General features: G+C 69.7%; 25 protein-coding genes. 15 read left to right on the top strand and 10 right to left on the bottom strand.

All coding sequences use genetic code 11. The features are described from left to right. On the bottom strand, window positions 1-433 hold a 433-nt coding region (locus B9G38_RS07075; RefSeq protein ID WP_255375965.1), incomplete at its 3' end, for an aconitase family protein. A 275-nt stretch (window positions 434-708) separates the two neighbouring features. On the opposite strand from B9G38_RS07075, the gene B9G38_RS07070 reads away from it, so the two are divergent. After that, complete coding sequence (locus B9G38_RS07070) at window positions 709-1,182, top strand: deoxyuridine 5'-triphosphate nucleotidohydrolase (RefSeq protein ID WP_049932211.1); 474 nt, start codon at window positions 709-711, stop codon at window positions 1,180-1,182. A gap of 391 nt (window positions 1,183-1,573) precedes the next feature. Here the strand turns inward: B9G38_RS07070 and B9G38_RS07065 are convergent, their stop codons facing one another. The 3 genes from B9G38_RS07065 to B9G38_RS07055 all read right to left on the bottom strand — a co-directional run bounded on the left by B9G38_RS07065 (window position 1,574) and on the right by B9G38_RS07055 (window position 4,459). Continuing rightward, window positions 1,574-2,938, bottom strand: coding sequence for an LLM class flavin-dependent oxidoreductase (locus B9G38_RS07065; RefSeq protein WP_086219935.1), 1,365 nt, complete (start codon window positions 2,936-2,938; stop codon window positions 1,574-1,576). A gap of 122 nt (window positions 2,939-3,060) precedes the next feature. Continuing rightward, window positions 3,061-3,468 carry a cyclic nucleotide-binding/CBS domain-containing protein gene (locus B9G38_RS07060; RefSeq protein ID WP_086219934.1) on the bottom strand — a complete coding sequence of 136 codons (408 nt, stop codon included), beginning with the start codon at window positions 3,466-3,468 and terminating at the stop codon, window positions 3,061-3,063. 34 nt (window positions 3,469-3,502) lie between these two features. After that, a complete protein-coding gene (locus B9G38_RS07055) occupies window positions 3,503-4,459 on the bottom strand; it encodes a DUF5787 family protein (RefSeq protein WP_086219933.1) in 957 nt (318 codons plus the stop codon). A gap of 165 nt (window positions 4,460-4,624) precedes the next feature. Here B9G38_RS07055 and B9G38_RS07050 point away from each other — a divergent pair, with 165 nt between their 5' ends. The 3 genes from B9G38_RS07050 to B9G38_RS07040 all read left to right on the top strand — a co-directional run bounded on the left by B9G38_RS07050 (window position 4,625) and on the right by B9G38_RS07040 (window position 6,572). Then, on the top strand, window positions 4,625-5,008 hold the full coding sequence (locus B9G38_RS07050) for a hypothetical protein (RefSeq protein ID WP_086219932.1): 384 nt from the start codon (window positions 4,625-4,627) through the stop codon (window positions 5,006-5,008). After that, a complete protein-coding gene (locus B9G38_RS07045) occupies window positions 5,005-5,628 on the top strand; it encodes an NUDIX hydrolase (RefSeq protein ID WP_086219931.1) in 624 nt (207 codons plus the stop codon). Before B9G38_RS07050 ends, B9G38_RS07045 begins: the two co-directional genes overlap by 4 nt. A gap of 104 nt (window positions 5,629-5,732) precedes the next feature. Continuing rightward, the gene (locus B9G38_RS07040; RefSeq protein ID WP_086219930.1) at window positions 5,733-6,572 is read left to right on the top strand and encodes an NAD+ synthase; all 840 of its coding nucleotides are present in this window, start codon (window positions 5,733-5,735) and stop codon (window positions 6,570-6,572) included. Window positions 6,573-6,590: 18 nt separating this feature from the next. Here B9G38_RS07040 and B9G38_RS07035 read toward each other — a convergent pair whose 3' ends face one another. Beyond that, the gene (locus B9G38_RS07035; protein ID WP_049932227.1) at window positions 6,591-7,682 is read right to left on the bottom strand and encodes an anthranilate phosphoribosyltransferase; all 1,092 of its coding nucleotides are present in this window, start codon (window positions 7,680-7,682) and stop codon (window positions 6,591-6,593) included. 301 nt (window positions 7,683-7,983) lie between these two features. Here B9G38_RS07035 and B9G38_RS18205 point away from each other — a divergent pair, with 301 nt between their 5' ends. Beyond that, window positions 7,984-8,142, top strand: coding sequence for a hypothetical protein (locus tag B9G38_RS18205; protein ID WP_167373093.1), 159 nt, complete (start codon window positions 7,984-7,986; stop codon window positions 8,140-8,142). 109 nt (window positions 8,143-8,251) lie between these two features. Continuing rightward, window positions 8,252-9,310: an Lrp/AsnC family transcriptional regulator gene (locus B9G38_RS07030; RefSeq protein ID WP_086219929.1), complete on the top strand. Its 1,059-nt coding sequence runs from the start codon at window positions 8,252-8,254 to the stop codon at window positions 9,308-9,310. 21 nt (window positions 9,311-9,331) lie between these two features. Here B9G38_RS07030 and B9G38_RS07025 read toward each other — a convergent pair whose 3' ends face one another. Continuing rightward, complete coding sequence (locus B9G38_RS07025) at window positions 9,332-10,081, bottom strand: bacteriorhodopsin (RefSeq protein WP_086219928.1); 750 nt, start codon at window positions 10,079-10,081, stop codon at window positions 9,332-9,334. Window position 10,082: 1 nt separating this feature from the next. Beyond that, the gene (locus B9G38_RS07020; protein ID WP_086219927.1) at window positions 10,083-11,783 is read right to left on the bottom strand and encodes a methyl-accepting chemotaxis protein; all 1,701 of its coding nucleotides are present in this window, start codon (window positions 11,781-11,783) and stop codon (window positions 10,083-10,085) included. A gap of 198 nt (window positions 11,784-11,981) precedes the next feature. Between B9G38_RS07020 and B9G38_RS07015 the strand changes: the two genes are divergently transcribed. The 3 genes from B9G38_RS07015 to B9G38_RS07005 all read left to right on the top strand — a co-directional run bounded on the left by B9G38_RS07015 (window position 11,982) and on the right by B9G38_RS07005 (window position 13,603). After that, complete coding sequence (locus B9G38_RS07015; RefSeq protein WP_086219926.1) at window positions 11,982-12,788, top strand: aldo/keto reductase; 807 nt, start codon at window positions 11,982-11,984, stop codon at window positions 12,786-12,788. 64 nt (window positions 12,789-12,852) lie between these two features. Then, a complete protein-coding gene (locus tag B9G38_RS07010) occupies window positions 12,853-13,080 on the top strand; it encodes a hypothetical protein (RefSeq protein WP_086215298.1) in 228 nt (75 codons plus the stop codon). A 124-nt stretch (window positions 13,081-13,204) separates the two neighbouring features. Next, window positions 13,205-13,603 carry a DUF5790 family protein gene (locus tag B9G38_RS07005; protein WP_049932236.1) on the top strand — a complete coding sequence of 133 codons (399 nt, stop codon included), beginning with the start codon at window positions 13,205-13,207 and terminating at the stop codon, window positions 13,601-13,603. A gap of 20 nt (window positions 13,604-13,623) precedes the next feature. On the opposite strand, the gene B9G38_RS07000 is transcribed toward B9G38_RS07005, so the two are convergent. Next, on the bottom strand, window positions 13,624-14,403 hold the full coding sequence (locus B9G38_RS07000) for a creatininase family protein (RefSeq protein ID WP_086219925.1): 780 nt from the start codon (window positions 14,401-14,403) through the stop codon (window positions 13,624-13,626). 149 nt (window positions 14,404-14,552) lie between these two features. Between B9G38_RS07000 and B9G38_RS06995 the strand changes: the two genes are divergently transcribed. Then, window positions 14,553-14,891 carry a hypothetical protein gene (locus B9G38_RS06995; RefSeq protein WP_086219924.1) on the top strand — a complete coding sequence of 113 codons (339 nt, stop codon included), beginning with the start codon at window positions 14,553-14,555 and terminating at the stop codon, window positions 14,889-14,891. Between the two features lie 46 nt (window positions 14,892-14,937). Here B9G38_RS06995 and B9G38_RS06990 read toward each other — a convergent pair whose 3' ends face one another. Beyond that, window positions 14,938-16,884: an ABC transporter ATP-binding protein gene (locus B9G38_RS06990; RefSeq protein WP_086219923.1), complete on the bottom strand. Its 1,947-nt coding sequence runs from the start codon at window positions 16,882-16,884 to the stop codon at window positions 14,938-14,940. 196 nt (window positions 16,885-17,080) lie between these two features. Then, complete coding sequence (locus tag B9G38_RS06985) at window positions 17,081-17,359, bottom strand: hypothetical protein (protein WP_049932243.1); 279 nt, start codon at window positions 17,357-17,359, stop codon at window positions 17,081-17,083. 117 nt (window positions 17,360-17,476) lie between these two features. Here B9G38_RS06985 and rnz point away from each other — a divergent pair, with 117 nt between their 5' ends. The 5 genes from rnz to B9G38_RS06960 form a co-directional block, all read left to right on the top strand. Next, entirely contained in the window at window positions 17,477-18,409 is a 933-nt protein-coding gene (gene rnz, locus B9G38_RS06980; protein ID WP_086219922.1) for a ribonuclease Z, read from the top strand. 304 nt (window positions 18,410-18,713) lie between these two features. Then, on the top strand, window positions 18,714-19,640 hold the full coding sequence (locus B9G38_RS06975; protein WP_086219921.1) for a replication factor A: 927 nt from the start codon (window positions 18,714-18,716) through the stop codon (window positions 19,638-19,640). Window position 19,641: 1 nt separating this feature from the next. Continuing rightward, a complete protein-coding gene (locus B9G38_RS06970) occupies window positions 19,642-20,274 on the top strand; it encodes an RPA family protein (RefSeq protein ID WP_086219920.1) in 633 nt (210 codons plus the stop codon). Window positions 20,275-20,398: 124 nt separating this feature from the next. After that, window positions 20,399-20,803 (top strand): CopG family transcriptional regulator, encoded by a 405-nt coding sequence (locus B9G38_RS06965; RefSeq protein WP_049932250.1) that lies wholly within the window; start codon window positions 20,399-20,401, stop codon window positions 20,801-20,803. Window positions 20,804-21,153: 350 nt separating this feature from the next. After that, a partial coding sequence (locus B9G38_RS06960; RefSeq protein ID WP_255375964.1) for a thiamine pyrophosphate-dependent enzyme occupies window positions 21,154-21,510 on the top strand: 357 nt, incomplete at its 3' end.

Here is a 21,510-nt window from a genome sequence, read left to right as displayed (position 1 = left end):
CCATCGCGACAGCGATGTCGAGCCCGCCGGCGCCGATCGCGAGCTGGCCGAGCCCGCCGGGGGTCGGCGTGTGCGAGTCGGAGCCGAGCAGCGTCTTGCCGGGCGCCGCGAAGTTCTCCTTGTGGACTTGGTGGCAGATACCGTTGCCGGGCCGCGAGAAGTACGCGCCGTACGTGCCGGCCGCGGAGCGGAGGAAGCGGTGGTCGTCAGTGTTCTTGAAGTCGAACTGGTACGTCTGGTGGTCGCAGTACTGCGCGGCCAGCTCCGTCTGGACCTCGTCCATTTCGAGGGCCTCGAACTGGAGCCACACCATCGTCCCCGTGGTGTCCTGCGTCAGCACTTGGTCTATCTCGATGCCGATCTCCTCGCCGGGCGTCAGCTCGCCCTCGATGAGATGCTCATCGAGGATCTTCTCTGTAATCGTTTGTCCCATATCATCCGCAGTTGGCTCTCCCGTGGATATAAAACCCGCGAGTTTCCCGAAGATCGACCGTGTTAGATCGTCCGATGCGGCAACGTTTGCTGTGAACTCACAGTGGTACCATACACCGTGAAATACGTAGCCGTGCCGAGTATTTTAGGTCATTAAACGCCTGAAACGGCCGAAAACCACCGTCTCCCCGCCTCCGGCGAGAGCTGCTGCTTTCCGCGCGAGCGACCCGCGGCGCGGTCGACACCGTTTAGGCTCGGCCGCGGTTCCGGACGCGCATGTTCGATTCGGGAGCCGCGGTCGCGGCGGCGCTCTCCGCGGCCGGCGCCGACCTCGACGACGCGCAGCGACAGCCGAACGGCGTCGACCTCACCGTCGACGCGCTGTTCGAACAGGCGGAACCGGGCCGGCTCGGGCGCGACGGGAAGCGCGTGGGCGAGCGCCGGGAGCTGGAGCCGCGGGGCGACTGTTACCGGCTCGAACGCGGGAGCTACGTCGTCCGGTACGGCGAGCCGGTGCGGATCCCGGACGAGCGGATCGGCTTCGTCCTCCCGCGCTCGACGCTGCTGCGGAACGCCTGTACCCTCGACACCGCGGTGTGGGACGCGGGCTACGAGGGGGTCGGCGAGGGGCGCCTCGACGTGGGACACCCGATCGAGATCGAGCCGGGCGCGCGGATCGCGCAGCTGGTGCTCGCAGAGGCCGACCACGACGGGACGTACGACGGCGCGTACCAGCAAGAGAACCTCTGAAACGATCGGTTGGCGCCCGTCGGCCACATCCACCGCCGCGCGTGAGTGCGACGCCGCTGGGCGCACCGGTCGGTGACGAGCGCTTCCATCACTACCACGCCGTCGTCGCAAACGGACGGAACACCCGTAGCTCGGGAGTCAAAGGAACGAACGGCACACCCGTGCCGGGAAAAGGTGGCACGAGCGTGTCGTTCAGTAGGTCCCCGCTGACGCTTCGGCCCTCCAAGCGAAGCGTCACCCGAAACAAGCGGAGGTAGATACTTAAACGTGCCGGGGGCGGCAGCGTTATCGTATTAGCTAGCGGCAAGATGTTCACAACACGTGACCAACAGGAACCGAAACAGCCCGACTGCGGTCCGGTCCCGTCGACTCGGCGGCGGACTCTCTCCCGCTACTGGCGGGCGGGGTGGTCGGCGCGGAGCCGCGTCTGTCCTTCGCCGAGGAGTCGCTCGCGGAGCGTCTCACCCGGCGGCTCGGCGTCGGCCGGGGGGACGAGCCCGCGCTCGCGGAGCTCCGGGACGACGAGGTCGACGAAGTCGACGAGCGAGTCCGGGCGGACGACCTCCTTGACGTTGAACCCGTGGACGCCGACCTCTTCGTGCCAGCGCTGGAGCTCGTCGGCGATCACCTCCGGGGTGCCGACGATCTTCGGCGAGGTGGTGCCGAGCCCGCAGAACTCCGCGACTTCGCGGACCGTCCACTCGCGGTCCGGCTGCGCCTTCGTGAACGCGTTCATCGTCCCTTGAATCGCGTCCGTCTCGATGTGTTCGACCTTCTGGTCGGGGTCGAGTTCGGATAGGTCCATGTCGAGGAAGCCGGACAGCAGCGCGAGCGTCGCCTCGACGTCGACGTGCCGCTTGTACTCCGCGTGCTTCGCCTCCGCGAGCGCCTGCGTCTCGCCGACGATCGGCACCACGCCGATGAAAAAGCGGAGGCTCTCGGGGTCGCGCCCGGCGTCGGCCGCGCGCGACTTCACGTCCGACATGTACTCGACGACGCCCTCCTCGGTCGGCTGGCTGGCGAAGACGGCCTCGGCGTTGCGCGCGGCGAACGACCGGCCGTAGTCGGAGGAGCCGGCCTGGTAGACGACGGGGGTGCGCTGAGGCGACGGCTCGCAGCCGTGCGGCCCCGGCACAGAGAAGTGATCGCCCTCGTAATCGATCGCGTGGACCTTCTCCGGGTCGCTGTACCGCCCGGCCTCGCGGTCGACCTCGACCGCGTCGTCTTCCCACGACTCCTCCCACAGCTCGTAGCAGACGTCGAGGAACTCGTCGGCGCGGTCGTAGCGCGTCTCCTTGTCCATCCGATCGTCGAGGCCGAGGTTCGCCGCGGCAGACTCCAGGTACGAGGTGACGACGTTGATCGCCACCCGGCCGTCGGTGAGGTGATCGAGCGTCGAGAACTCCCGCGCCAGCTGGTAGGGGTGGGTGTACGTCGTCGAGCGCGTCACCGCGAAGCCGAGGTCGTCCGTGACCTCCGCCATCGCGGGCACGACCAGCTGCGGGTCGTTCGCCGGCGTCTGGACCGCCCGCTCGACGGCCGTCTCGCGGTCGTCGCCGTACACGTCGTAGATTCCGCGCACGTCGGCGAAGAACACCGCGTCGAAGCCGCCGCGCTCGGCGGTGCGCGCGACCTCGGTCCAGTACTCGCGGTCGGCGTAGTCCGCCGACCGGTCGCCGGGGTACCGCCACGACCCGGGCGAGACGTGCTCCACAGAGGTCATGGTGAAGAGGTTGAGGTGTAGGTGATCGGACACGGACCACCGTACGCGTTCCGGGGTAATACGGCCACAGGAAGTGGCGTCACTTGTCGCGGTCGCGGACGCCTCGCGACGGAGACGCGCGGGGCGACCGCCGACCGGACGCCGGCCCGCGGGCCCTACGCGGAGACCGACTCCGGCGAGGAGACGTACGCGGCGAAGTCGGAGGTGGTGATGATGCCGATGGGGGTCTTCCCGTCGACGACCGGGACGTGGTGGAACCCGCGTTCCAGCATCGTCGCGGCGACCGCCGACACGTCGTCTTGCGCGCCGGTGGTGATCGGGTCGCGCGTCATGTACCGCTCGACGGTCGTCTCGGCTTTCGGTTGGCTCTTGGCGACGATGTCGACGAAGTCCGTCGAGGTGAGGATCCCGACGAGGTCGCCGTCGTCGTTGACGACCAGCACGGAGCTGATGTCGTTTTCGAGCAGCACCGCGGCCGCGTCCTCGACCAACGTGTCCGGCGTCACCGTGTGGAGGTCCGTCGACATCAGTCGCGCGACGAAGACGTCTTCGATCTCGTCCATACCGGAGAGACCCGCCCTCGCCGTATAAGCGTTCTCACAGATACCGTGAGAGCCCGGACTGACGGCGCGGGCCGTCCCCCTCGGGAGCCGCGACCCACGCCGTCCGCTCGTCGCGGAGGCCGTCGCGCTCGGCCGCCGGCGTGTCGGCCGCCTCGAACGCGGGACACCCGCCTCCGCACTCGCGGCCGGGGTCGACGACGCGGTCGAAGTGCGCGCAGCGCGGTCGCCCGTCGGCGGTCGTCTCGCCGTGCGCGCACGCCGGCGGGTCGGGGCGCCACCCCTTCCCGTAGGCGCGCTCGGCGACCCGCCGCCGCTTGCGGGCCTTCGCCTCGGGGCCGACGAGCGCCACGTCCGTGCGGGAGGGCCGCTCGTCGCGGATCTCGACGCCCGGCGCCGCCGGGTCGAGCGGCGTCGGCTCGCGGACGACCTCGCGCTCGCCCGTCTCCGGGTCGAACCGCCAGACGCCGACCGCGTCCGGGATCCGATTGAGGTGCGCGCGGGTGACGTACGAGGCGGTGGCGAGGACCACCTCGTCGAAGAGTCCGAGCGCGGCGTCGTACCGGAGCTGCGCCTCCAGGTCGCCCGGCGTCCCGAGGTCGGGCTTGTTCTCGACGGCGACGAGCTCGCCCACCCAGTCGTCCGGGTAGCGCGCGGTCGCGCGGACGACCTCCCGGCCGTTCCGCCGCTCGCGTTCGAGGTAGCCGACCTCGACCGCGCGGTCGACGACGGCTGCGGCCCGGTCCGGCGGGAGGTCAAAGGCGTCGGCGACGGGGACGGCCTCGCCCGGGCCGACCGCGGCCTCGACGGCCGGACCGGGGATCCGCTCGGCGCTGATCGCGGCGCGGTCGTCGAAGCCGGGTCCCGGCGACAGCAGACAGACATCGACGATGCGCGCGCCGGGCGTCTCGACGCCCGCCCCGAGCTGGCGGGCGACGACCCGGTCAGGCGATTCGAGCGCGGCGCACAACGCCAGCTCGAACCGGTACTCCATACCGCGAACAGGGCGGCCTCGGGCTAAAACGCGTCGCCGCCCTCTCGCCGTGAATCGCCGCCGTCGCGGTCGCGTCACCGCGAGTCGTCACCCACGCGGTCGCGTCCCGCCGACCGCGGTCCGGTCGGCCGAAACCGGTATTCCCCGCGGGACCCTACGGCGACCATGCGCCGGGTCACCCGGAACCTCCTCATCGCCATCGTTCTCGTCGTCGTCGCGCTGCTCGCGCTCGGCGCGCTCCCGAGCTACCTCGGGAGCGGCGACCCCTACTACCTCACCGTCGAACCGATCGAGACGAACGGCACCGCCGCCGACGTGAACAACGTCTCCGACCGCCGGTACCCGTACCTGATCGGTGCGATAGAGAGCCCTGACGGGCGCTCCGACGGCTACCAGGCCGGGCCGTACGGGATGAAGGAGTGGTTCACCCACACCCCGTTCGACGAGGTCGACGCGCTCACCCAACAGGTGCCGAACGCCTCGACCGAGACCGGCGTGCGGGTGCGTCGCGGCGGCGAGATGTACCACGCCGAGGTGGTCCGCCCGTGACGGACGAGGGACCCGCCGGCGCCGACGCGCCGGCCGCCGACCTCCGCGAGCTCCCCGCGTTCTCTGACGGGCGCAACCACTCGCTGCCGGGCGAGCCCGAGTGGCCGGTGGAGGAGGTCGTCGTCGAGTACGACGAGGGGTGGTTCGTCGGCGGTTACGACCGCGTCGAGCAGCCCGACGGCACGGAGAAGAAGTACTACTGGGCGGAGCTGTCGCCCGCGACGGTGATCGTCGCGGTCGCCGACGACCGGGTGCTGTTCGTCGAGCAGTACCGGCCCACCGTGCGGAACACGCAACTGGAGCTCCCGGCCGGAATCGTCGAGTCCGGCGAGTCCTACACCGAGGCCGGTGCGCGCGAACTCGCCGAGGAGACCGGCTTTGCGCCGTCCTCGACGTCGCTGCTCCAGGAGGTGTGGTGTTCGACGGGCGTGTTGCGCCACAAGCGCGGCTACGTGTTCGCCGAGGGGTTGGAGCCGGTCGACGTCGACCACGACAGCAACGAGTTCCTCGCGCCGCGAGCGCCCCCGGTCGACGAGGCGCTGGACATCGCCCGGGAGCCCCCGACGAACGACGCGACGCTCGAAGGGCTCCTGCTCGCCGAGCGCGAGGGGCTGTTGTAGGCGACCCCTCCGGGCGTCCGCCGGCGACCGGACAGAACCCGACACGCGTCCAGTTCACGGGGCCAACGCGGAGGTATTAATCGCTGCGGCCCCTCAATAGACGTATGAGCCACGCATCGGAGCAGTCGGTGTTGCTGTCGGACGACCCCCCGCTCGACCTCCGCCTCTCGGACGACGAACTTGCGGCGACCCGCGAGCGCATCGTCTCGTTCATCAGCGACGTCGTCGACGACGCGGGCGCCGAGGGGGCGGTCCTCGGCCTCTCGGGCGGTATCGACTCGACGCTCACCGCCCACCTCGCGGTCGAGGCGCTCGGCGAGGACGGCCTCCACGGCCTCACGATGCCCTCGGCGGTGAACGACGCGGACGTGATGAGCGACGCGGAGCGCGTCGCCCACGACCTCGGCGTCGAGTACGACGTGATCGAGATCCAGCCGATCGCGGAGGCTTTCTTCGACGCGGTCCCGGAGGCCGCGACGGACCAGATGGCGGCCGGGAACGTCTACGTCCGCACCCGCGCCGTGTTGAACTACTTCGTCGCTAACGCCGAGAACCGGGTCGTCCTCGGCACCGGGAACCGCGCAGAGGCGATGACCGGCTACTACACGAAGTACGGCGACCAGGCGGTCGACTGTAACCCCATCGGCAACCTCTACAAACAGCAGGTGCGCCAGCTGGCCGCCCACGTCGGCGTCCCCCGCGACCTCGTGATGCAGGAGCCGACCGCGGGGATGTGGGAGGGCCAGACCGACGCCGAGGAGATGGGGCTCGACTACGACACCGTCGACGCCATCCTCGCGGTCCACGTCGACGGCGGACTCTCGCGGTCGGCGACGGTCAGCGAACTCGACGTGCCCGAAGAGGCCGTCGACCGCGTGGTCGACCTCCACGAGCGCAGCGCCCACAAGCGGGCGATGCCCCCGGCGCCCGCCCGCGAACTGTAACGCCCGCGTCGCGCCCCTTCAGAACTCCCGCATCGCTTCGAGCACGTCGTGCGCGGAGCCGTCGTCGATGGCCTCGCGGGCGGCGTCGAGGCCCTCCTCGATGGAGTCGGCGTCGCCGCCGGCGTAGATCCGAAGCGCGGCGTTGACCGCGACCGCGTCCGCGAAGGCGCCGTCTCGCTCGCCCGCCAGCACCTCCTCGGTGATCGCGGCGGAGTCGGTCGCGACGTCGTCGACCGCGAGGTCGTCTTCCTCGAGGTCCATCCCGTACTCCGCGGTCTCGATCTCGAAGTCGTCGAAGGACGCGCCCTCGCTGCCCTCGCCGTCGTCGCCCGACGCGTCCCACTCGGCGACCTTGGTGTAGCCGGGGCGTACGTCGTCGTACCCCTCCATGCCCTGGAACATCAGGACGCGGTCGAGGTCGTGGAACTCGCTTTCGACGAACGTGTCGACCACCTTCTTCGCGAACGCGAGGTGGTAGAAGGAGCCGAGGTGGACGGACGCGCCGGCGGGGTTCGCCAGCGTCTCGACGGTGTTGACGAACGACCGGACGCCCATCTGGTCGCGCCGGTCGAACAGGTCGTCGATGGCGGGGTTGAACGCGGGCTGGTAGTAGAAGCCGAAGCCGGTCTCGTCGACCATGTCGGCTGAGTCGGCGGGGGTCAGCTCCGTGTGGACGCCGAGCTCGTCGAGGACGTGTTTGTACGCGTCCTGCTTCTGCGTGGGCACGCGGTCGCCCGAGTGGACGACGACGGGAGTGCCCGCGGCGGCCGCGACCGCGCCCGCCGCAACGCCGAGGATCGCTGTCCGTCCCTTCCCGTCGTAGTTCGCGCCGCAGTCGACGGGGTCGGCGTCGGGTTCGGCGTACTCGACGCGGTCGCACATCACGTCGACGTACGCGCCGAGCTCCTCGGCCGTGTTCCGCTTCCAGCGGTTCGAGAGCCAGAACGCCCCGAGCGTCGTCGGGTCGGGCTCGCCCGCGAGGATGCGCTCGAACGCCTCGGTCGCCTGCGCGCGCGTCAGGTCGTCGGCCGACTTGTGGCCGGAGCCGCAGACCTCGGTCATCAGCCGCTTGAGGGGCCAGTCGCCGAACTCCTGAGTCGCCTGAGCCATACGCTCCGTTAGGCTTCTCGCACGAAAAGTCCCCCGTTCGACTCCCGCACCGCGGGAACGAGAGGGACCGCCTCCGCCCTCCGACTCGACGCGGCAACACCGCGCGCGAGCGATGAGCCGGGACGGCGCGACCGCTCTCGCCCGATCTGTGGTACTCACTCACACAGTACAAATGAACGAATGTCTTGTTCTGTGGGAAAATATGTGAATAAACGCTAAAACTAATCTGTAAGTGTACCGTATCAGAGTCAAAATAGCGTTAGAGTTATATGCTTGTCCAGATAGCTATCGATCGTACCCGATGACGTCCAAATCCGTCGCCACCGCGCTCACGCTGTATCGGTCCCGCACGCTGACGCTCGAACAGGCCGCGACCGTCGGCGGCTGCTCGACGGCGCAGTTGGAGAAGAGCGCCCGGGCGTTCGCGCCGACGCCCGGCGAGGCCCCCGCCGACGACTGACGCGCCAGGCAGCGCGGCCCGTCCCCCGCTGACGACCGGTCGGCCCGGACCCCCAGCCCGTCGGACCGGCTCCGAAACCCGTACGTACGCCCGCCCCCTAACTAATGCAATGAGTTTGGACGCCGACTGGCGGGCCGACCTCGACGCGGTCGACGCGGCCCTCATCGACGAGTACCAGAGCGGCTTCCCCGTCGAACGCCGTCCGTTCGAGCGGGTCGCCCGCGAGATCGCGGCCGAGACGGGCGTCGCGGTCGACGCCGACGACCTCCTCGACCGCGTCCGCGACCTCCGCGAGCGCGGCGTGTTCCGCCGGTTCGGCGCGGTCCTCAACCCGCCGGTCATCGGCTCGTCGACGCTCGCGGCGGTGCGCGCGCCGGACGACCGGTTCGACGAGGTCGCCGAGGTGATCAACGGGTACCGGCAGGTGAACCACAACTACCGCCGCGACCACGAGTGGAACCAGTGGTTCGTCGTCACCGCGGGCTCCCGCGAGAAGCGCGACGAGATCCTCGCGGAGATCGAGGAGCGAACCGGCTGCGAGGTGCTCGCGCTCCCGATGCTCACGGACTACTATATCGACCTTGAGTTCCCCGTAGTCAACGCCGACCGGTTCGCGCGGGAGTCGCTCGACCACACCGACGTCTCCGCCACCCGCATCTCCGAGGACGCGCGCGGCGACCTGAGCCCGCTCGAAGCGGACCTCCTCTTGGCGATCCAGGACGGCTTCCCGCTGTCCGCGACCCCTTACGCCGACGTGGCGAACGAGATCGACGCGCCCGTCGACGACGTGCTCGCGGCGGTCGAGCGCCTCCTCGCCGACGGCTGTATCAAGCGGATCGGTTGCGTCGTCAACCACGTCGTCACCGGCTTCACGAACAACTGTATGGTGGTCTGGGACGTGCCGGACGGGGAGCTCGACGAGCGCGGCGAGGCGGTCGGCAGCCTCCCGTACGTCACGCTCTGTTACCACCGCCCGCGTCGCCCCGACCAGGACTGGGAGTACAACCTGTTCACGATGATCCACGGCCGGGAGGCGGAGGCGGTCGATGCGAAGATCGACGAGCTGGCGACCGACCACCTCCCGTTCGACCACGAGCGACTCTACTCGACCGAGACGCTGAAACAGACCGGCGCGCGCTACGAGGACCTCGTCGCGGACGACGCGTAACGCAGGAAAAATCTCCGCGGCTCAGTCGTCGCCGAGGGCGGCCGTCCGCTCCTCTGCCGCCGAGTCGGCGGCGGCGAACTCATCGGCGCCGAGGCGGTCGAGCGCGTCCGCGCCCGCGACCGCGATGACGACGAAGCCGACCTTCGAGACGATGTCGAGGTAGACGAACACGAGCATCTCCGTCGCGGACGTCAGCAGGCCGAAGCCGGTGGGCGCGAGCAGCCACACGACCGGGTACAGCGTCCACAGCACCACGGTGATGTTCCGCAGCGTGCCGAAGACGGCGCGGACCCGGTCGCCCTCCGCCGATGCCGACCGCGGGAGCGCGACGAGCAGCCCGTAGACGAGCGCGAGGTACGCGGCTCCGCCGACGGCGAAGGCGGCCCACGACACCGCTCCGCCGGTGGCGGCGGCGGTGACCCCGCCGGCGATGACCACCACGTCGACGCCGATCAGCCCGGTGAGCACCCGTCGGGACGGGCGGGCGAGCAGCCCGAGGTAGAGGAGTATGAGCGGCGTGGTCACGAGCCAGTCGACGTACCGAGCGGCGTCGAGCTCCCCGGCCGACGGCGAGACGGTGCCGACGCCGAGCGCCATCGCGAGGTACGCGAGCGCCGCGACGCCGGTGACGCCGGCGAGGGTCCCGTAGTAGACGGCGTGCGACTCACCGGTCTCCGAGGACCGGGAGAAGAACGCCCACAGCGGGGGTACCGTGCCCGCGCCCATCGCGAGGGCGCCGATCCACGCCCAAACGGCGGTGTCGACGAGCATCTCAGTTCACCCCCTCCTCGGCGGCCGCGTCGTCGCCCCTCCCGTCGGCGCGTGAGAAGTCGAACTCGGTCTCGTCGCCGCCCGCGGTTCCCCCGTCGGAGACCGCGGGGGCGCCGTCGCCCGTGACGCCGTCGCCCGTCGCGGCGGGGCCCGTTCCGCCGCTCGCGGCGCCGAGGCCGTCGGCGGCCGCGAACTCGAAGTCGTCGACCGCGTCGCGCAGCGCGAGCGCGCGGTCGGAGAGCGACCCGGCCGCGGTCTCGACCGCCCCGAGGGTCTGTTCCTGCTCGTCGACCGCGCCGGTGACGTCGCCGGCCGCGCTGGCCGTCTGCGCGCTGATCGCGGAGACGTCCTCGACGTGGCCGACGACCGCGTCGACGGAGTCGGCCTGCGTCTCGGTCGCGCGGGTGATCTCGGTCATGCTGGTGTCGGTGCGCTCGGAGGCCTCCGCGAGGCGTTCGAGCGCGTCGATAGACGTCTCGACCGTGTCGACGCCGGCGGAGATCCGCTGTTCGGTGCGCGCCATCGCGTCGGCGCCCGTCTCGGCGCGCTCCTGAACCGAGTGGATCCGCGCCTCAATCTCGCTCGCCGACTCCTGGGTCTCCTCGGCTAACGCCTTCACCTCCTCGGCGACGACCGCGAAGCCGGCGCCGTCGGCCCCGGAGCGGGCCGCCTCGATCGAGGCGTTCAGCGCGAGCAGGTTCGTCTGCTCCGCGATCTCCGAGATGGTGTCGACCACCTCGCCGATCTCCTCGACCTCCTCGGCGAGCGCCTCGACCTCCGCGGTCGTCTCCGCGGTCGTCTCCTCGACCGCGTCCATCTCCGCCAGCGCCTCCTCGGCCGCCTCGCGACCCTCCTCGCCGACCGCGGCCGCGTGCTCCGCCGTCTCCGCCACGTCGGTGACGGTGGAGGCGACCTCCTCGGCCGAGGACGCGAGGTTCTCGGCCTCGTCGGTCGCCGCCCGCAGGTCGTCGCGCTGGGTACGCGCGCCCTCGGCGATCTCCTCGACCGCCTCGCTCACGGTCCCTGTCGTCGCCCGCAGGTCCTCCGTGCGGTCGTCGACGGTCCCGACCACGTCGGCGGTGTCCTCGGCGACGGTCGCGACGGACGCGACCGTCCCCTCCAGCTCGTCGGCCATCTCGTTGAACGCGGCGCCCACCCGCGCCATCGCCTCGTTGTCGCTCTCGGGGTCGACCCGGCGCGTCAGGTCGCCGTCGGCGAGCGCGCGCATGGCGGACTCGTACTCGGTCGCCTTGTGTTCGACCGTCTCGGCGCGCGTGTCGGCCTCCCGTCGCGCTCGCTCCGCCTCCTCGCGGGCCGCTTCGGCGTCGGAGATCTCCGAGCGCAGCGAACCGCGCATCTCGTCGAACGCGTGGAACAGCCGCCCGATCTCGTCGGTTCGCCCGGTGTCGAGCCGCACGTCGAGCTCTCCCTCGGCCATCCGCTCGGCCTTGTCAGTCAGTTGCCGCAGGGAGATGACCGTGTTCGAGCCGACGGTGACGCCGATGAGCGCGAGCCCGATCACCGTCAACAGCGTCATCCCGACCAGTCCGGAGCGCACTTCGGCGCCCGCGGCGCCGGTCCCCTCCGCGCGTAGATAGACGATGACTCCGTACGAAACTGAGACCGCCATGACCCCGATCAGCGACAGAGCGAGCTTCGCACCGTAGCTCGATCGGACGCCCGAGGCCGATCCCTCTTGCATGTATACCGAACGGCAGAGATCCTATCGTCATAATAACTCCTCCCCGAATATTACCAGTGATACTCTGCTCGCGGTCGAGTCGGGCGGTACCGGCGGCTCGGCGAGCGGAAAGCGAGCACGTGCGCGAGGCCGCCGGGCCTGACACCCCGATCCGCCGGGACCGGTACGTTGAGGGCGTCGCCGCCCGCACGGACGCGCATGGCGACCGCCTTCGACAGACTCGGATACGGGACGTACAAGCTGGCCGCCGGCGAGGAGTGCGCGGCCGGCGTCGCCCACGCGATCGAGACCGGCTACCGCCACGTCGACACCGCCCAGGGGTACGACAACGAGGCCTCGGTCGGCGACGGGATCGACCGCGACCGCGAGGACCTGTTCGTCGCGACGAAGCTCTCGACGGACAACCTCTCGTACGACGACGCGGTCGAGACCGCCCGCGCCAGCCGCGACCGGCTCGGTGTCGACTCGATCGACCTGCTGTACGTCCACTGGCCGATCAACACCTACGAGCCCGCGGAGACGCTGCCCGCGCTCGACGACCTCGTCGACGACGGGGTGATAGATCGGATCGGGCTCTCGAACTTCGAGCCCGACGAACTCGACGAGGCGCTCGACCGCCTCGACCACGACGTGTTCGCCCACCAGGTGGAGTGTCACCCCCTGCTTCAACAGGAGCGGCTCCGCGAGTACGCCGTCGAACACGACCACTGGCTCGTCGCCTACTCGCCGATCGCGCGCAACCGCGTCGCCGAGGTCGACGCTCTCCGAGAGATAGCCGCGGCCCACGACGCGACCCCGGCCCAGGTGAGCCTCGCGTGGCTGCTCTCGAAGGAGCGCGTCGCGCCGATCCCGAAGGCGGCCGACTTCGGCCACGTCGAGGACAACTGGGCGGCCCGCGAGATCGACCTGACGGACGAGGAACTCGCCCGGATCGACGCGCTCGACCGCCGCGAGCGGATCGTCGACTTCGAGGAGGCGTCGTGGAATCGAGACCGATCTCCGTAACGCTCAATACCGGTATTGTGGCCTCATAGTCGGTTTAACGAGGATTCGGATCGAACCCCCGCCCGTGCCGGACCCGAACTCGCGGACCGACGCCGGCCCGCCCGCCGGCGGCTCCCCGAGCGCCGACTCGGACCCGGACGGCGAGTCCGGTCTCCGCGACCGTCCCGCCCTCCTCGCGGCGACGCCCGGGACGGACGCGGTGCTCGATCAGCTCCGGACGCTCGCGGTCCTCGCTGGCCTTCTCGCCCTCCTCGTGACGCTGATCGCCGTCGAGCTGCTCGTTCGCATCTGAGCCCGCCGGCCGACCGAAACTGAACGCGAGACCCGCTCGATCCGGCACTCGACCCGTCCTCTCCGTCGGTTTCACTTCCGCTTTCGGGCGCGTTTTTAAAAGGCCCGGGCGAGACAGGTCCGGTATGGGCCAGTCCACGTTCGATGACGACGACCTGTTCGGCGAGGCGGCCGCGGAGACCCGCGCGGAGGTCGAAGATCACCTCGCCGCGGCGCGCGAGGAACTCCCGGACCCGGACGCGGTGTGGGAGACGGACGCGGACAACGTCCTCGGCGCGCTTAACGGACTGAAATCCGCGCTCGACGCCGGCGACGCCGTCGACAGCGTCCGCTCGGCGAAGAAGGCGTACGTCCTCGGTGAGCGCGCCGACGCCTTCGAGGACGCCGCCGACCTGAAAGCGGAGATCGAGGAGCTCGAATCGCTCGTCGGCGACATCGAGAGCGCCGCCGACGAGGTCGCCTCCCTCACCGGCACCGTCCCCGCGATCCGCGGGGCGCTTCAGGACGCGGCGGACGAGGAGTAACCCTCCGCTCCGGCCGCGCCCTACGTCGACTTCCGGTCAGCGACCGCTTCCGCCAGCGCCGCGAGCGCCGCGCTCGCGCGGTCGAGCAGGACCGCGCCCCGCTCGGCGTCGCCCTCCCGCGGGTCGCCGACGACGCCGTTGTCGGTGAACTCGGCAGAGTCGTGCGCGAGGTTCACCCCAGACACCCACTCGCCCCACTGGTCGGCGGCGCCCGCGCTCGCATCGTCGACCCGCTCCTCGCGGACCAAGTCCGGATTCGTCGCGCGCAGCAGCGCCGTCTCCAGCGGGCCAGCGTGACCCATGTCGCTCGCGTGGTCGCCGACCGACTCGAACCACGTGAACGCCACCCCGTACCCCGCGTGGGCGTCGTCGCGCGAGAAGCGGCGGGCGACCTCCGCCAGCGCCTCGACGTTCCCCCCGTGCCCGTTGACGAACACGACGCGGTCGACCCCGTGCGAGACCAGCGACTCCGCGGACTCCCGGACGTACGCCCGGAACGTCTCCGGGGAAACCCACATCGTCCCGTCGAAGGCGCGGTGCTCCTCCGCGACGCCGACCGGGATCGGCGGCGCGACCGCGACCTCCCCGCGGTCCGCTCCCGGCTCGCCGCCCGACCCCTCGTCGTCCGTACCCGTCTCCTCGTAGGCGTCCGCGCTCGCCTCCGCGACCGCGACGGCGTTCAGCGCGTCGGTGGCGAGCGGGGCGTGCGGCCCGTGCTGTTCCGTGCTGCCGACCGGGAGGAACGCGACGTCGACGTCGGCGTCGCGAACGTCGGTCCACGTGACCTCGCTGAGGCGCATACCGACGCCTCGGTGGCCGGCGTCGTATAGCCGGCGGTCATCGCCGATGCCGAGTGGTCACCGCCGGCGTCTGGTGGTCGCCGCGGCGCAGGGGCGGTCGACCGCTCGCGAGACATGGGCGCTCGCCCCGCGGCCGCTCCCGGGGTATTATGACGCTTCCCGCGGATCGCGGCTCTATAAGCGGTGACAACGCGGATCACGATACGGGGGCACACGACTCGGCTCCGGCCGTGACGTTCGGCCCGCTGAAGCGGGCGCTCCGCGAACACCGCTATCCGGTGACCGCGGCGGAGCTGATAGAGCAGTACGGCGCCGCGACGTTGGAGACGCCGGCGAGGACGGCGCGGCTCGACGGGCTGCTCGAAGGGCGCGAGGAGACGCAGTTTCGGGATCCGTCGGAGGTCCGCGAGGCCGTTCTCGATGCGCTCGGGCACGCCGACGCGTCCCCGGAGGCGGCCGCCGACGAGTGGACGCGGCTTCCGCGGTGACTCTTCGGTCGAGCCCCGCCCCATTCCGCTCGGCGCGCGGCCCCGATCAGTCGTCGTCGGTATCGGCCTCTTCGACTATCCGCGCCGTGCGCTCCTGCGCGCGGTCGATGAACTCCTGCGGGAGCTCGTCGATCTCGCCCGCCTGAACGCCCCAGAGGTGCGCGTACAGCCCGTCGTTGTCGAGCAGCTCGTCGTGCGTCCCCCGCTCGGCGATCTGCCCGCCCTCCAACACGAGGATCGTGTCTGCGTCCTTGATCGTCGAGAGCCGGTGGGCGATCGCGAACGTCGTCCGCTCCTCGGTGAGCCGGTCGAGCGAGCGCTGGATCAGCATCTCCGTCTCCGTGTCGACGTCCGAGGTCGCCTCGTCGAGGATGAGGATGTCCGGGTCCTTGAGCACCGCCCGCGCGATGGTGACGCGCTGGCGCTGCCCGCCGGAGAGCTTCACGCCGCGCTCGCCGACCATGGTGTCGTAGCCGTCGGGGAGGTTCTGGATGAACTCGTGCGCCTCGGCGGCCTCGGCGGCCTCGCGGACCTCCTCGTCGGTGGCGCCGAAGGTACCGTAGGTGATGTTCTCGCGGACCGTCCCGTAGAACAGGTACGAGGACTGCCCGACGTAGCCGATCGAGCGACGGAGCGACTTGAGCGTCACGTCGCGGACGTCCTGTCCGTCGATCTCGATCGACCCCTCGTCGACGTCGTACATCCGGAGGAGCAGCTTGAGCACGGTCGACTTCCCCGCGCCGGTCGGGCCGACCAGCGCGAGCGTCTCGCCGCCCTCGACGGCGAAGTCGACGTCCTCGACGATCGTCTCGTCGTCGTAGCCGAAGGAAACGTCGCCGTACACCACGTCGCCGTCGCCGACCGTCAGGTCCTCCGCGCCCGGGTCCTCGGCGAGCCGCGACGGCTCGTCCATCAGCCCGAAGATCCGCGCGGAGGAGGCGCGGGCGCGCTGGTACATGTTGATGATCTGCCCGAACTGCGCCATCGGCCAGATGAACCGCTGGGTGTAGAGGATGAAGACGACGAACATCCCCACCGAGAGCTCGCCGGTGAACGGTCCCGGCGGCGTCTCCTGGAACACCCAGAGGCCGCCGATGATGAACGTCACCACGAAGCCGACCCCGGCGAGCACGCGGAGCCCAGGGAAGAACTTGATCCGGGTCGTGATCGCGTCCCAGTTGGCGTCGAAGTAGTCCATCGACACGTCGTCGACGCGGTCGGACTCGTACGGCTCCGTGTTCGATGACTTAATCACCTGGATGCCGCCGAGGTTGTTCTCCAGCCGGGAGTTCATCTTCCCGACCGACGAGCGGACCTCGGCGTACTTCGGCTGGATGATCCTGATGAACAGGTAGGTGAACCCGCCGATGATCGGCACCGGCAGCAGCGCGACTAAGGCGAGCTGCCAGTTGATCCAGAAGAGGAGGACGCCGATGCCGACGACCATCACCGACAGGCGGAACAGGGAGTTCATCCCGTCGTTGAGGAACCGTTCGAGCCGGTTCACGTCGTTCGAGAGGATCGACATCATCTCTCCGGTCTGCTTGTCGGAGAAGAACTCCATGTTGAGCCGCTGCATCTTGTCGTAGGTGTCCGTCCGGACATCGTGCTGGATGTTCTGGGCGAAGGCGTTGAACCCCCAGTTCCGAATCCAGTGGAACCCGGCCCCGATCCCGAACGCGCCCCCGATGACGGCGATGGTGAACCAGAACTGCGCGGTCTGTCCCGTCGGCAGCCACGCGTCGGGGAGGACGACGAGCGGGATCTGCTCGCTGAACAGGGCGTCCTCGTAGAACACGGCGTCGATGGCGATCCCGAGCATCAGCGGCGGGAGCAGGTCGAGCAGCCGCGCGAAGACGCTCGCGAACACCCCAACGGTCACCTGCGGGACGTAGTCGCGGCCGTACTCGACGAACAGCCGCTTCATCGGATTCTCTATCTTGTCCCGCTGCTCCTCGAAGGGATCGTCGTCCTCCCATTCGACGCCACTCATCACGAGTTCGTATCAGGTAGACGAGCAAATAGGTTTCCTTCGAACCGAAATACGTCGGCAGAAAACGCCGGTAACACCCGTTCGATCGGGTGATCTCTCCCGGAACCACCGCGGTCACCGGCGTCGGCGCAGCGGTCGACCCGACGGTCAGTCCGGCGCGCGCGGCGACCTCGGTCACGCCGACCGCGCGCCGGGCTCAGAGCTCGCGCCGCTCGACGGCGGTGTCGATCCCGGCCTCGTCGAGGTCGTCGCGCACACGTCGCCGGAGCGGGTCCGGCACCCCGTCCCGCGGGACCGGCGTCGCCGTTCCCTCCTCGTCTTCGTCGGTCGGGACGGACCAGTAGAGGACGTGGCCCGTCTCGGCGTAAAACTCCACCGCGTACCGGTCCCGGCCCCCCTCGTAGTGGACGCGGGCGGCCGCGCCCTCCGCGCGCCACCCCTCCTGTCTGACCAAGGCGGCGATCGGCTCTCGCATGGTCGCTCTTGGGCGGCCGGACTCATGTGGGTGTCGACCGATCGGCCGCTCGCCCGATCCGGCGCCCTCCTCCCCCGCATCGACACCGGTTTACAACCGCCGACCCGATGAGTCGCCATGTCTCTTCGCGTCACGTTCCTCGGGACGGGCGGCGCCGTTCCCACCGTCGAGCGCGCGGCCAGCGCCGTCTTCGTCAACCGCGAGGGCGACCGCTTCCTCTTCGACTGCGGCGAGGGCACGCAGCGCGAGATGATGCGCAGCGGCACCGGATTCGCCGTTGACCGCGTGTTCGTCTCGCACCTCCACGGCGACCATGTCCTCGGCCTCCCCGGCCTCGTCCAGACGCTCGGGTTCAACGACCGCACCGACCCCCTCACGGTCCACTGCCCGCCCGGGACCGACGGGCACCTCCGGGACCTCGTCCACGCGGTCGGCCACGACCCCGCCTTCCCGGTCCGGATCGAACCGGTCGCTCCCGGCGAGGTCGCCCACGAGACCGACGAGTACGAGATCCGCGCGTTCGAGACGGAACACCGCACCGTCTCGCAGGGGTACGTCCTAGCGGAGGACGACCGCCCCGGCCGGTTCGACCGCCCGAAGGCGGAGGAGCTCGGCGTCCGCGTCGGGCCGAAGTTCGGCCGCCTCCACGAGGGCGAGCCGGTCGAGGCCGAGGACGGCACGGTCGTTGAGCCGGAGCAGGTCGTCGGCCCGCCGCGTCCGGGCCGGAAGCTTGTCTACACCGCGGACACGCGCCCGCGCGAGTCGACGGTCGAAGCGGCCGCGGACGCCGACCTGCTCATCCACGACGCCACCTTCGCCGACGACATGGCCGACCGCGCCCGCGACACGGCCCACTCGACTGGCGGCGAGGCGGGGTCGATCGCCGACCGCGCGGACGCGAAGCGGCTCGCCTTGGTCCACATCTCCTCGCGCTACGCCGCGAACCCGAGCCCGATCCGCCGGGACGCTCGCGAGGCGTTCGACGGGGAGTGCCTGCTCCCCGACGACGGCGACCTGATCGAGGTGCCGTTCCCCGACGCCGACGAGTGAGGGTCCCGAACACCCGTTCCTCCGTTCGGCTCGTCCCCCTCCGTGCTACCGCAAACCGTGGGACGGTTCCACTCGAAACGGCGCCCGCGCACGGCTGACGCGCGTCTGACGCGGCCGCCGCCGCACCGGTGTCTTCCGAGCATCTGATCCGCGGTCGGTCCGGCGCCGATCCGGAGAATTCCGGAGAGAAGCGCGCTCTCGACGGATACGTTCACTTTCACCGCGGTCACGGGCGTTTTAACACGGTGAGGAACCAACGAACGTACGCCTCCCAGTGAAACAAGACCGGAGGCGGAGACACCCCATGAGCGAACTGCGACAGGAAGCGGAAGCGATAGCGGAACAGTTCTCGGACCACACGGACGTCGACCCCGACGACGTCGAGGAGCGCCTGACGACGCTCGTCGACGAGTACCGCGTGCCGCTCGACGAGGCGAGCCGGAGCGTCACTAACAGCTACCTCGAAGACGCCGGGATGGAGCGCGACGAGCTCGGCCGCGGCGGCAGCGAGGAGGTCCTCGTCAACGACATCGACGAGGACGAGCAGTGGGTGGACCTGCGCGTCGAGCTGGTCGACCTGTGGGAGCCCCGCAGCGACTCCATCTCGCAGGTCGGGCTCCTCGGCGACGAGTCGGGCACGATCAAGTTTGTCGCCTTCGAGACCTCCGACCTCCCCGAGCTGACGGAGGAACAGGCGTACGAGCTCTCGAACGTCGTCACCGACGAGTACGAGGGGAGCTACTCGGTGAAGCTCAACCGGACGACCGGTATCACCGAGATCGACGAAGCGATCGAGGTCGGCGACAACGCCGACACCGTCGAGGGCGCGCTGGTCGACATCCAGTCCGGCTCCGGGCTGATCAAGCGCTGCCCCGAGGAGGACTGTACGCGCGTCCTCCAGAACGGTCGCTGCTCCGAGCACGGCCAGGTCGAGGGCGAGTTCGACCTGCGGATCAAGGGCGTCCTCGACGACGGCGAGACCGTCACCGAGGTCATCTTCGACCGCGAGGCCACCGAGGATCTCACCGGCATGACCCTCGAGGAGGCCAAGGACATGGCGATGGACGCGCTCGACACCACCGTCGTCGCCGAGGAGATGGGCGAGGACGTGCTCGGGCGCTACTACCGCGTCACCGGCCCGACCTTCGGGCGGTACGTCCTGGTCGACGAGATGGAGGACCCCGGCACCGTCGACGTTGAAAGCGCGCTGATCGAAGCGAGGTCGATTTGAAATGAGCCAGTCAGCCCCCACCCGAGAGGTCGCCCGGCGCGTGTTCGCGAGCGAGTTCAACGACGCCGGCTACACGTTCACCGAGTCCGACGACGAGCGGGCCCCCGTCTACGCGCTGCTGCCGACGGGCGAGTCCTCGAACCGCGTGTTCTTCGTCGGCACCCTCACCGAGAAGGAGGACGTCGGCGAGGACAGCGAGTACTGGCGCGGTCGCATCGTCGACCCGACGGGCACGTTCTTCGTGTACGCCGGCCAGTACCAGCCCGAGGCCGCTTCCAAACTCCGGGACCTGGAGCCCCCGGCCTACGTCGCAGTCGTGGGGAAACCCCGGACCTACGAGACCGACGACGGCACGGTCCGAGTGTCCGTCCGCCCCGAGTCGATCACCGAGGTCGACGCCGCCACCCGCGACCGCTGGGTCGCGGAGACCGCCCGCCGTACCGTCGAGCGCGTCGCCGCGTTCGACGACGAGGGCAACGAGTACGCGCGAATGGCCCGCGAGGAGTACGACCTCGACCCCGAGACGTACAAGGCCGCCGCGCTGTCGGCGTTAGAGGACCTCGACGAGAGCGGCGACGAGCTCGCCGGCGACGCCGGCGACGAGCCGGACCCGGCCGAGACGCCCGAGCCCTGACCGGCGACGGCCGACCGCCTCGACGAACCGATCGGGCGCGTCACCCCGTAACGACTCACTTTTCGCTGTTTCTTGCGACTGTCTGACAAACCATTAAGTGATCCGCGCGCCCACGTTTCGGGTGATGGGCAACAAGAACAAGACCATCTCGTTCCGCGTCAACGAGGACGCGTTCGAGGCCCTTCGCGACATCGCCGAGGAGCGGGACATCTCGCTGTCGGCGGTGTTCCGAGACTACGTGGACGCGCTCGTTGCCCACGACGGCCAGGTCCGGGTCGTCCCGGAGTCGGAACTGGCCGACGCGGGCGACGACGGCGAGCCGTTTCCCCCGAAAGTCGAGGTTCCGAAGAGCTTCGTCCGCGAGCACGAGCGGCTGGAACTCGAGGCCGAACACCTCCGGGAGCAGCTCGAAGAGCACAAGCGGTACGTCAATCACCTCCGGGAGCAGCTCGAGGACGAGGACGACGACGTAATCCAGCTCGAAGACCTCGACGGCGAGCCGGACGAACCCGCTTTCCGCCTCGGGTAGCCGCCGATTCCTTCCATTTCCACCGCTCCGTCGATCCGGGAGAGACCCGTCCACCGTTGAGCTACGGCGCCGTCCGCTCCGACCGTCCGCGACGTTCGGACCGCACTTCGATGACGGTCGGACGCGCGGACGAAAACCTTCCTGTTCGTCCGTTACTAACCGCTGAACCGCCCATGTTGGCGAAAATATTGCCGTGATGCTCCGAGTTTGTTCAGAAACGTCCGATTCTCGACCCGTCTGATGGACGGTCTCTCAGAGCGACGCCGCTATTTCTGAGTATACTAAATTATTTACGAAAACGATATTACCCGGGCGGTGAAGGGATCCTACATGCGAAGGTGGGTTCGACCGTGAACGTGTTCGATAGGGCGTACGACGATACGATTCGCGTCCTCGACGAGGACGGCGAGGTCGTCGGCGACGTGCCGGACCTCGACGACGAATCGCTCGTCGACATGTACAGGCACATGCGGCTGGCGCGTCACTTTGACGGCCGCGCGGTGAGCCTCCAGCGACAGGGGCGGATGGGGACGTACCCCCCGCTCTCCGGTCAGGAGGGGGCCCAGATCGGCTCGGCGTTCGCGCTCGACGACGACGACTGGATGGTCCCGTCGTACCGCGAACACGGCGCCGCCCTCGTCCATGGGCTCCCGCTGAAACAGACCCTGCTCTACTGGATGGGTCACGAGGACGGCAACAACGCGCCG

It is taken from the genome of Halorubrum sp. SD612 (assembly GCF_002135005.1).
The sequence above is the reverse complement of the archived record's forward strand: the minus strand, read 5'-3'. Positions and strand labels throughout refer to the sequence as shown.

Coding starts and splice junctions, on each gene's coding strand:
- B9G38_RS07070 (WP_049932211.1), top strand. CDS start 709: ATGTTCGATTCGGGAGCCGCGGTCGCGGCGGCGCTCTCCGCGGCCGGC.
- B9G38_RS07060 (WP_086219934.1), bottom strand. CDS start 3,468: ATGGACGAGATCGAAGACGTCTTCGTCGCGCGACTGATGTCGACGGAC.
- B9G38_RS07055 (WP_086219933.1), bottom strand. CDS start 4,459: ATGGAGTACCGGTTCGAGCTGGCGTTGTGCGCCGCGCTCGAATCGCCT.
- B9G38_RS07050 (WP_086219932.1), top strand. CDS start 4,625: ATGCGCCGGGTCACCCGGAACCTCCTCATCGCCATCGTTCTCGTCGTC.
- B9G38_RS07040 (WP_086219930.1), top strand. CDS start 5,733: ATGAGCCACGCATCGGAGCAGTCGGTGTTGCTGTCGGACGACCCCCCG.
- B9G38_RS07035 (WP_049932227.1), bottom strand. CDS start 7,682: ATGGCTCAGGCGACTCAGGAGTTCGGCGACTGGCCCCTCAAGCGGCTG.
- B9G38_RS18205 (WP_167373093.1), top strand. CDS start 7,984: ATGACGTCCAAATCCGTCGCCACCGCGCTCACGCTGTATCGGTCCCGC.
- B9G38_RS07030 (WP_086219929.1), top strand. CDS start 8,252: ATGAGTTTGGACGCCGACTGGCGGGCCGACCTCGACGCGGTCGACGCG.
- B9G38_RS07025 (WP_086219928.1), bottom strand. CDS start 10,081: ATGCTCGTCGACACCGCCGTTTGGGCGTGGATCGGCGCCCTCGCGATG.
- B9G38_RS07020 (WP_086219927.1), bottom strand. CDS start 11,783: ATGCAAGAGGGATCGGCCTCGGGCGTCCGATCGAGCTACGGTGCGAAG.
- B9G38_RS07015 (WP_086219926.1), top strand. CDS start 11,982: ATGGCGACCGCCTTCGACAGACTCGGATACGGGACGTACAAGCTGGCC.
- B9G38_RS07005 (WP_049932236.1), top strand. CDS start 13,205: ATGGGCCAGTCCACGTTCGATGACGACGACCTGTTCGGCGAGGCGGCC.
- B9G38_RS07000 (WP_086219925.1), bottom strand. CDS start 14,403: ATGCGCCTCAGCGAGGTCACGTGGACCGACGTTCGCGACGCCGACGTC.
- B9G38_RS06995 (WP_086219924.1), top strand. CDS start 14,553: ATGACGCTTCCCGCGGATCGCGGCTCTATAAGCGGTGACAACGCGGAT.
- B9G38_RS06990 (WP_086219923.1), bottom strand. CDS start 16,884: ATGAGTGGCGTCGAATGGGAGGACGACGATCCCTTCGAGGAGCAGCGG.
- B9G38_RS06985 (WP_049932243.1), bottom strand. CDS start 17,359: ATGCGAGAGCCGATCGCCGCCTTGGTCAGACAGGAGGGGTGGCGCGCG.
- rnz (WP_086219922.1), top strand. CDS start 17,477: ATGTCTCTTCGCGTCACGTTCCTCGGGACGGGCGGCGCCGTTCCCACC.
- B9G38_RS06975 (WP_086219921.1), top strand. CDS start 18,714: ATGAGCGAACTGCGACAGGAAGCGGAAGCGATAGCGGAACAGTTCTCG.
- B9G38_RS06970 (WP_086219920.1), top strand. CDS start 19,642: ATGAGCCAGTCAGCCCCCACCCGAGAGGTCGCCCGGCGCGTGTTCGCG.
- B9G38_RS06965 (WP_049932250.1), top strand. CDS start 20,399: ATGGGCAACAAGAACAAGACCATCTCGTTCCGCGTCAACGAGGACGCG.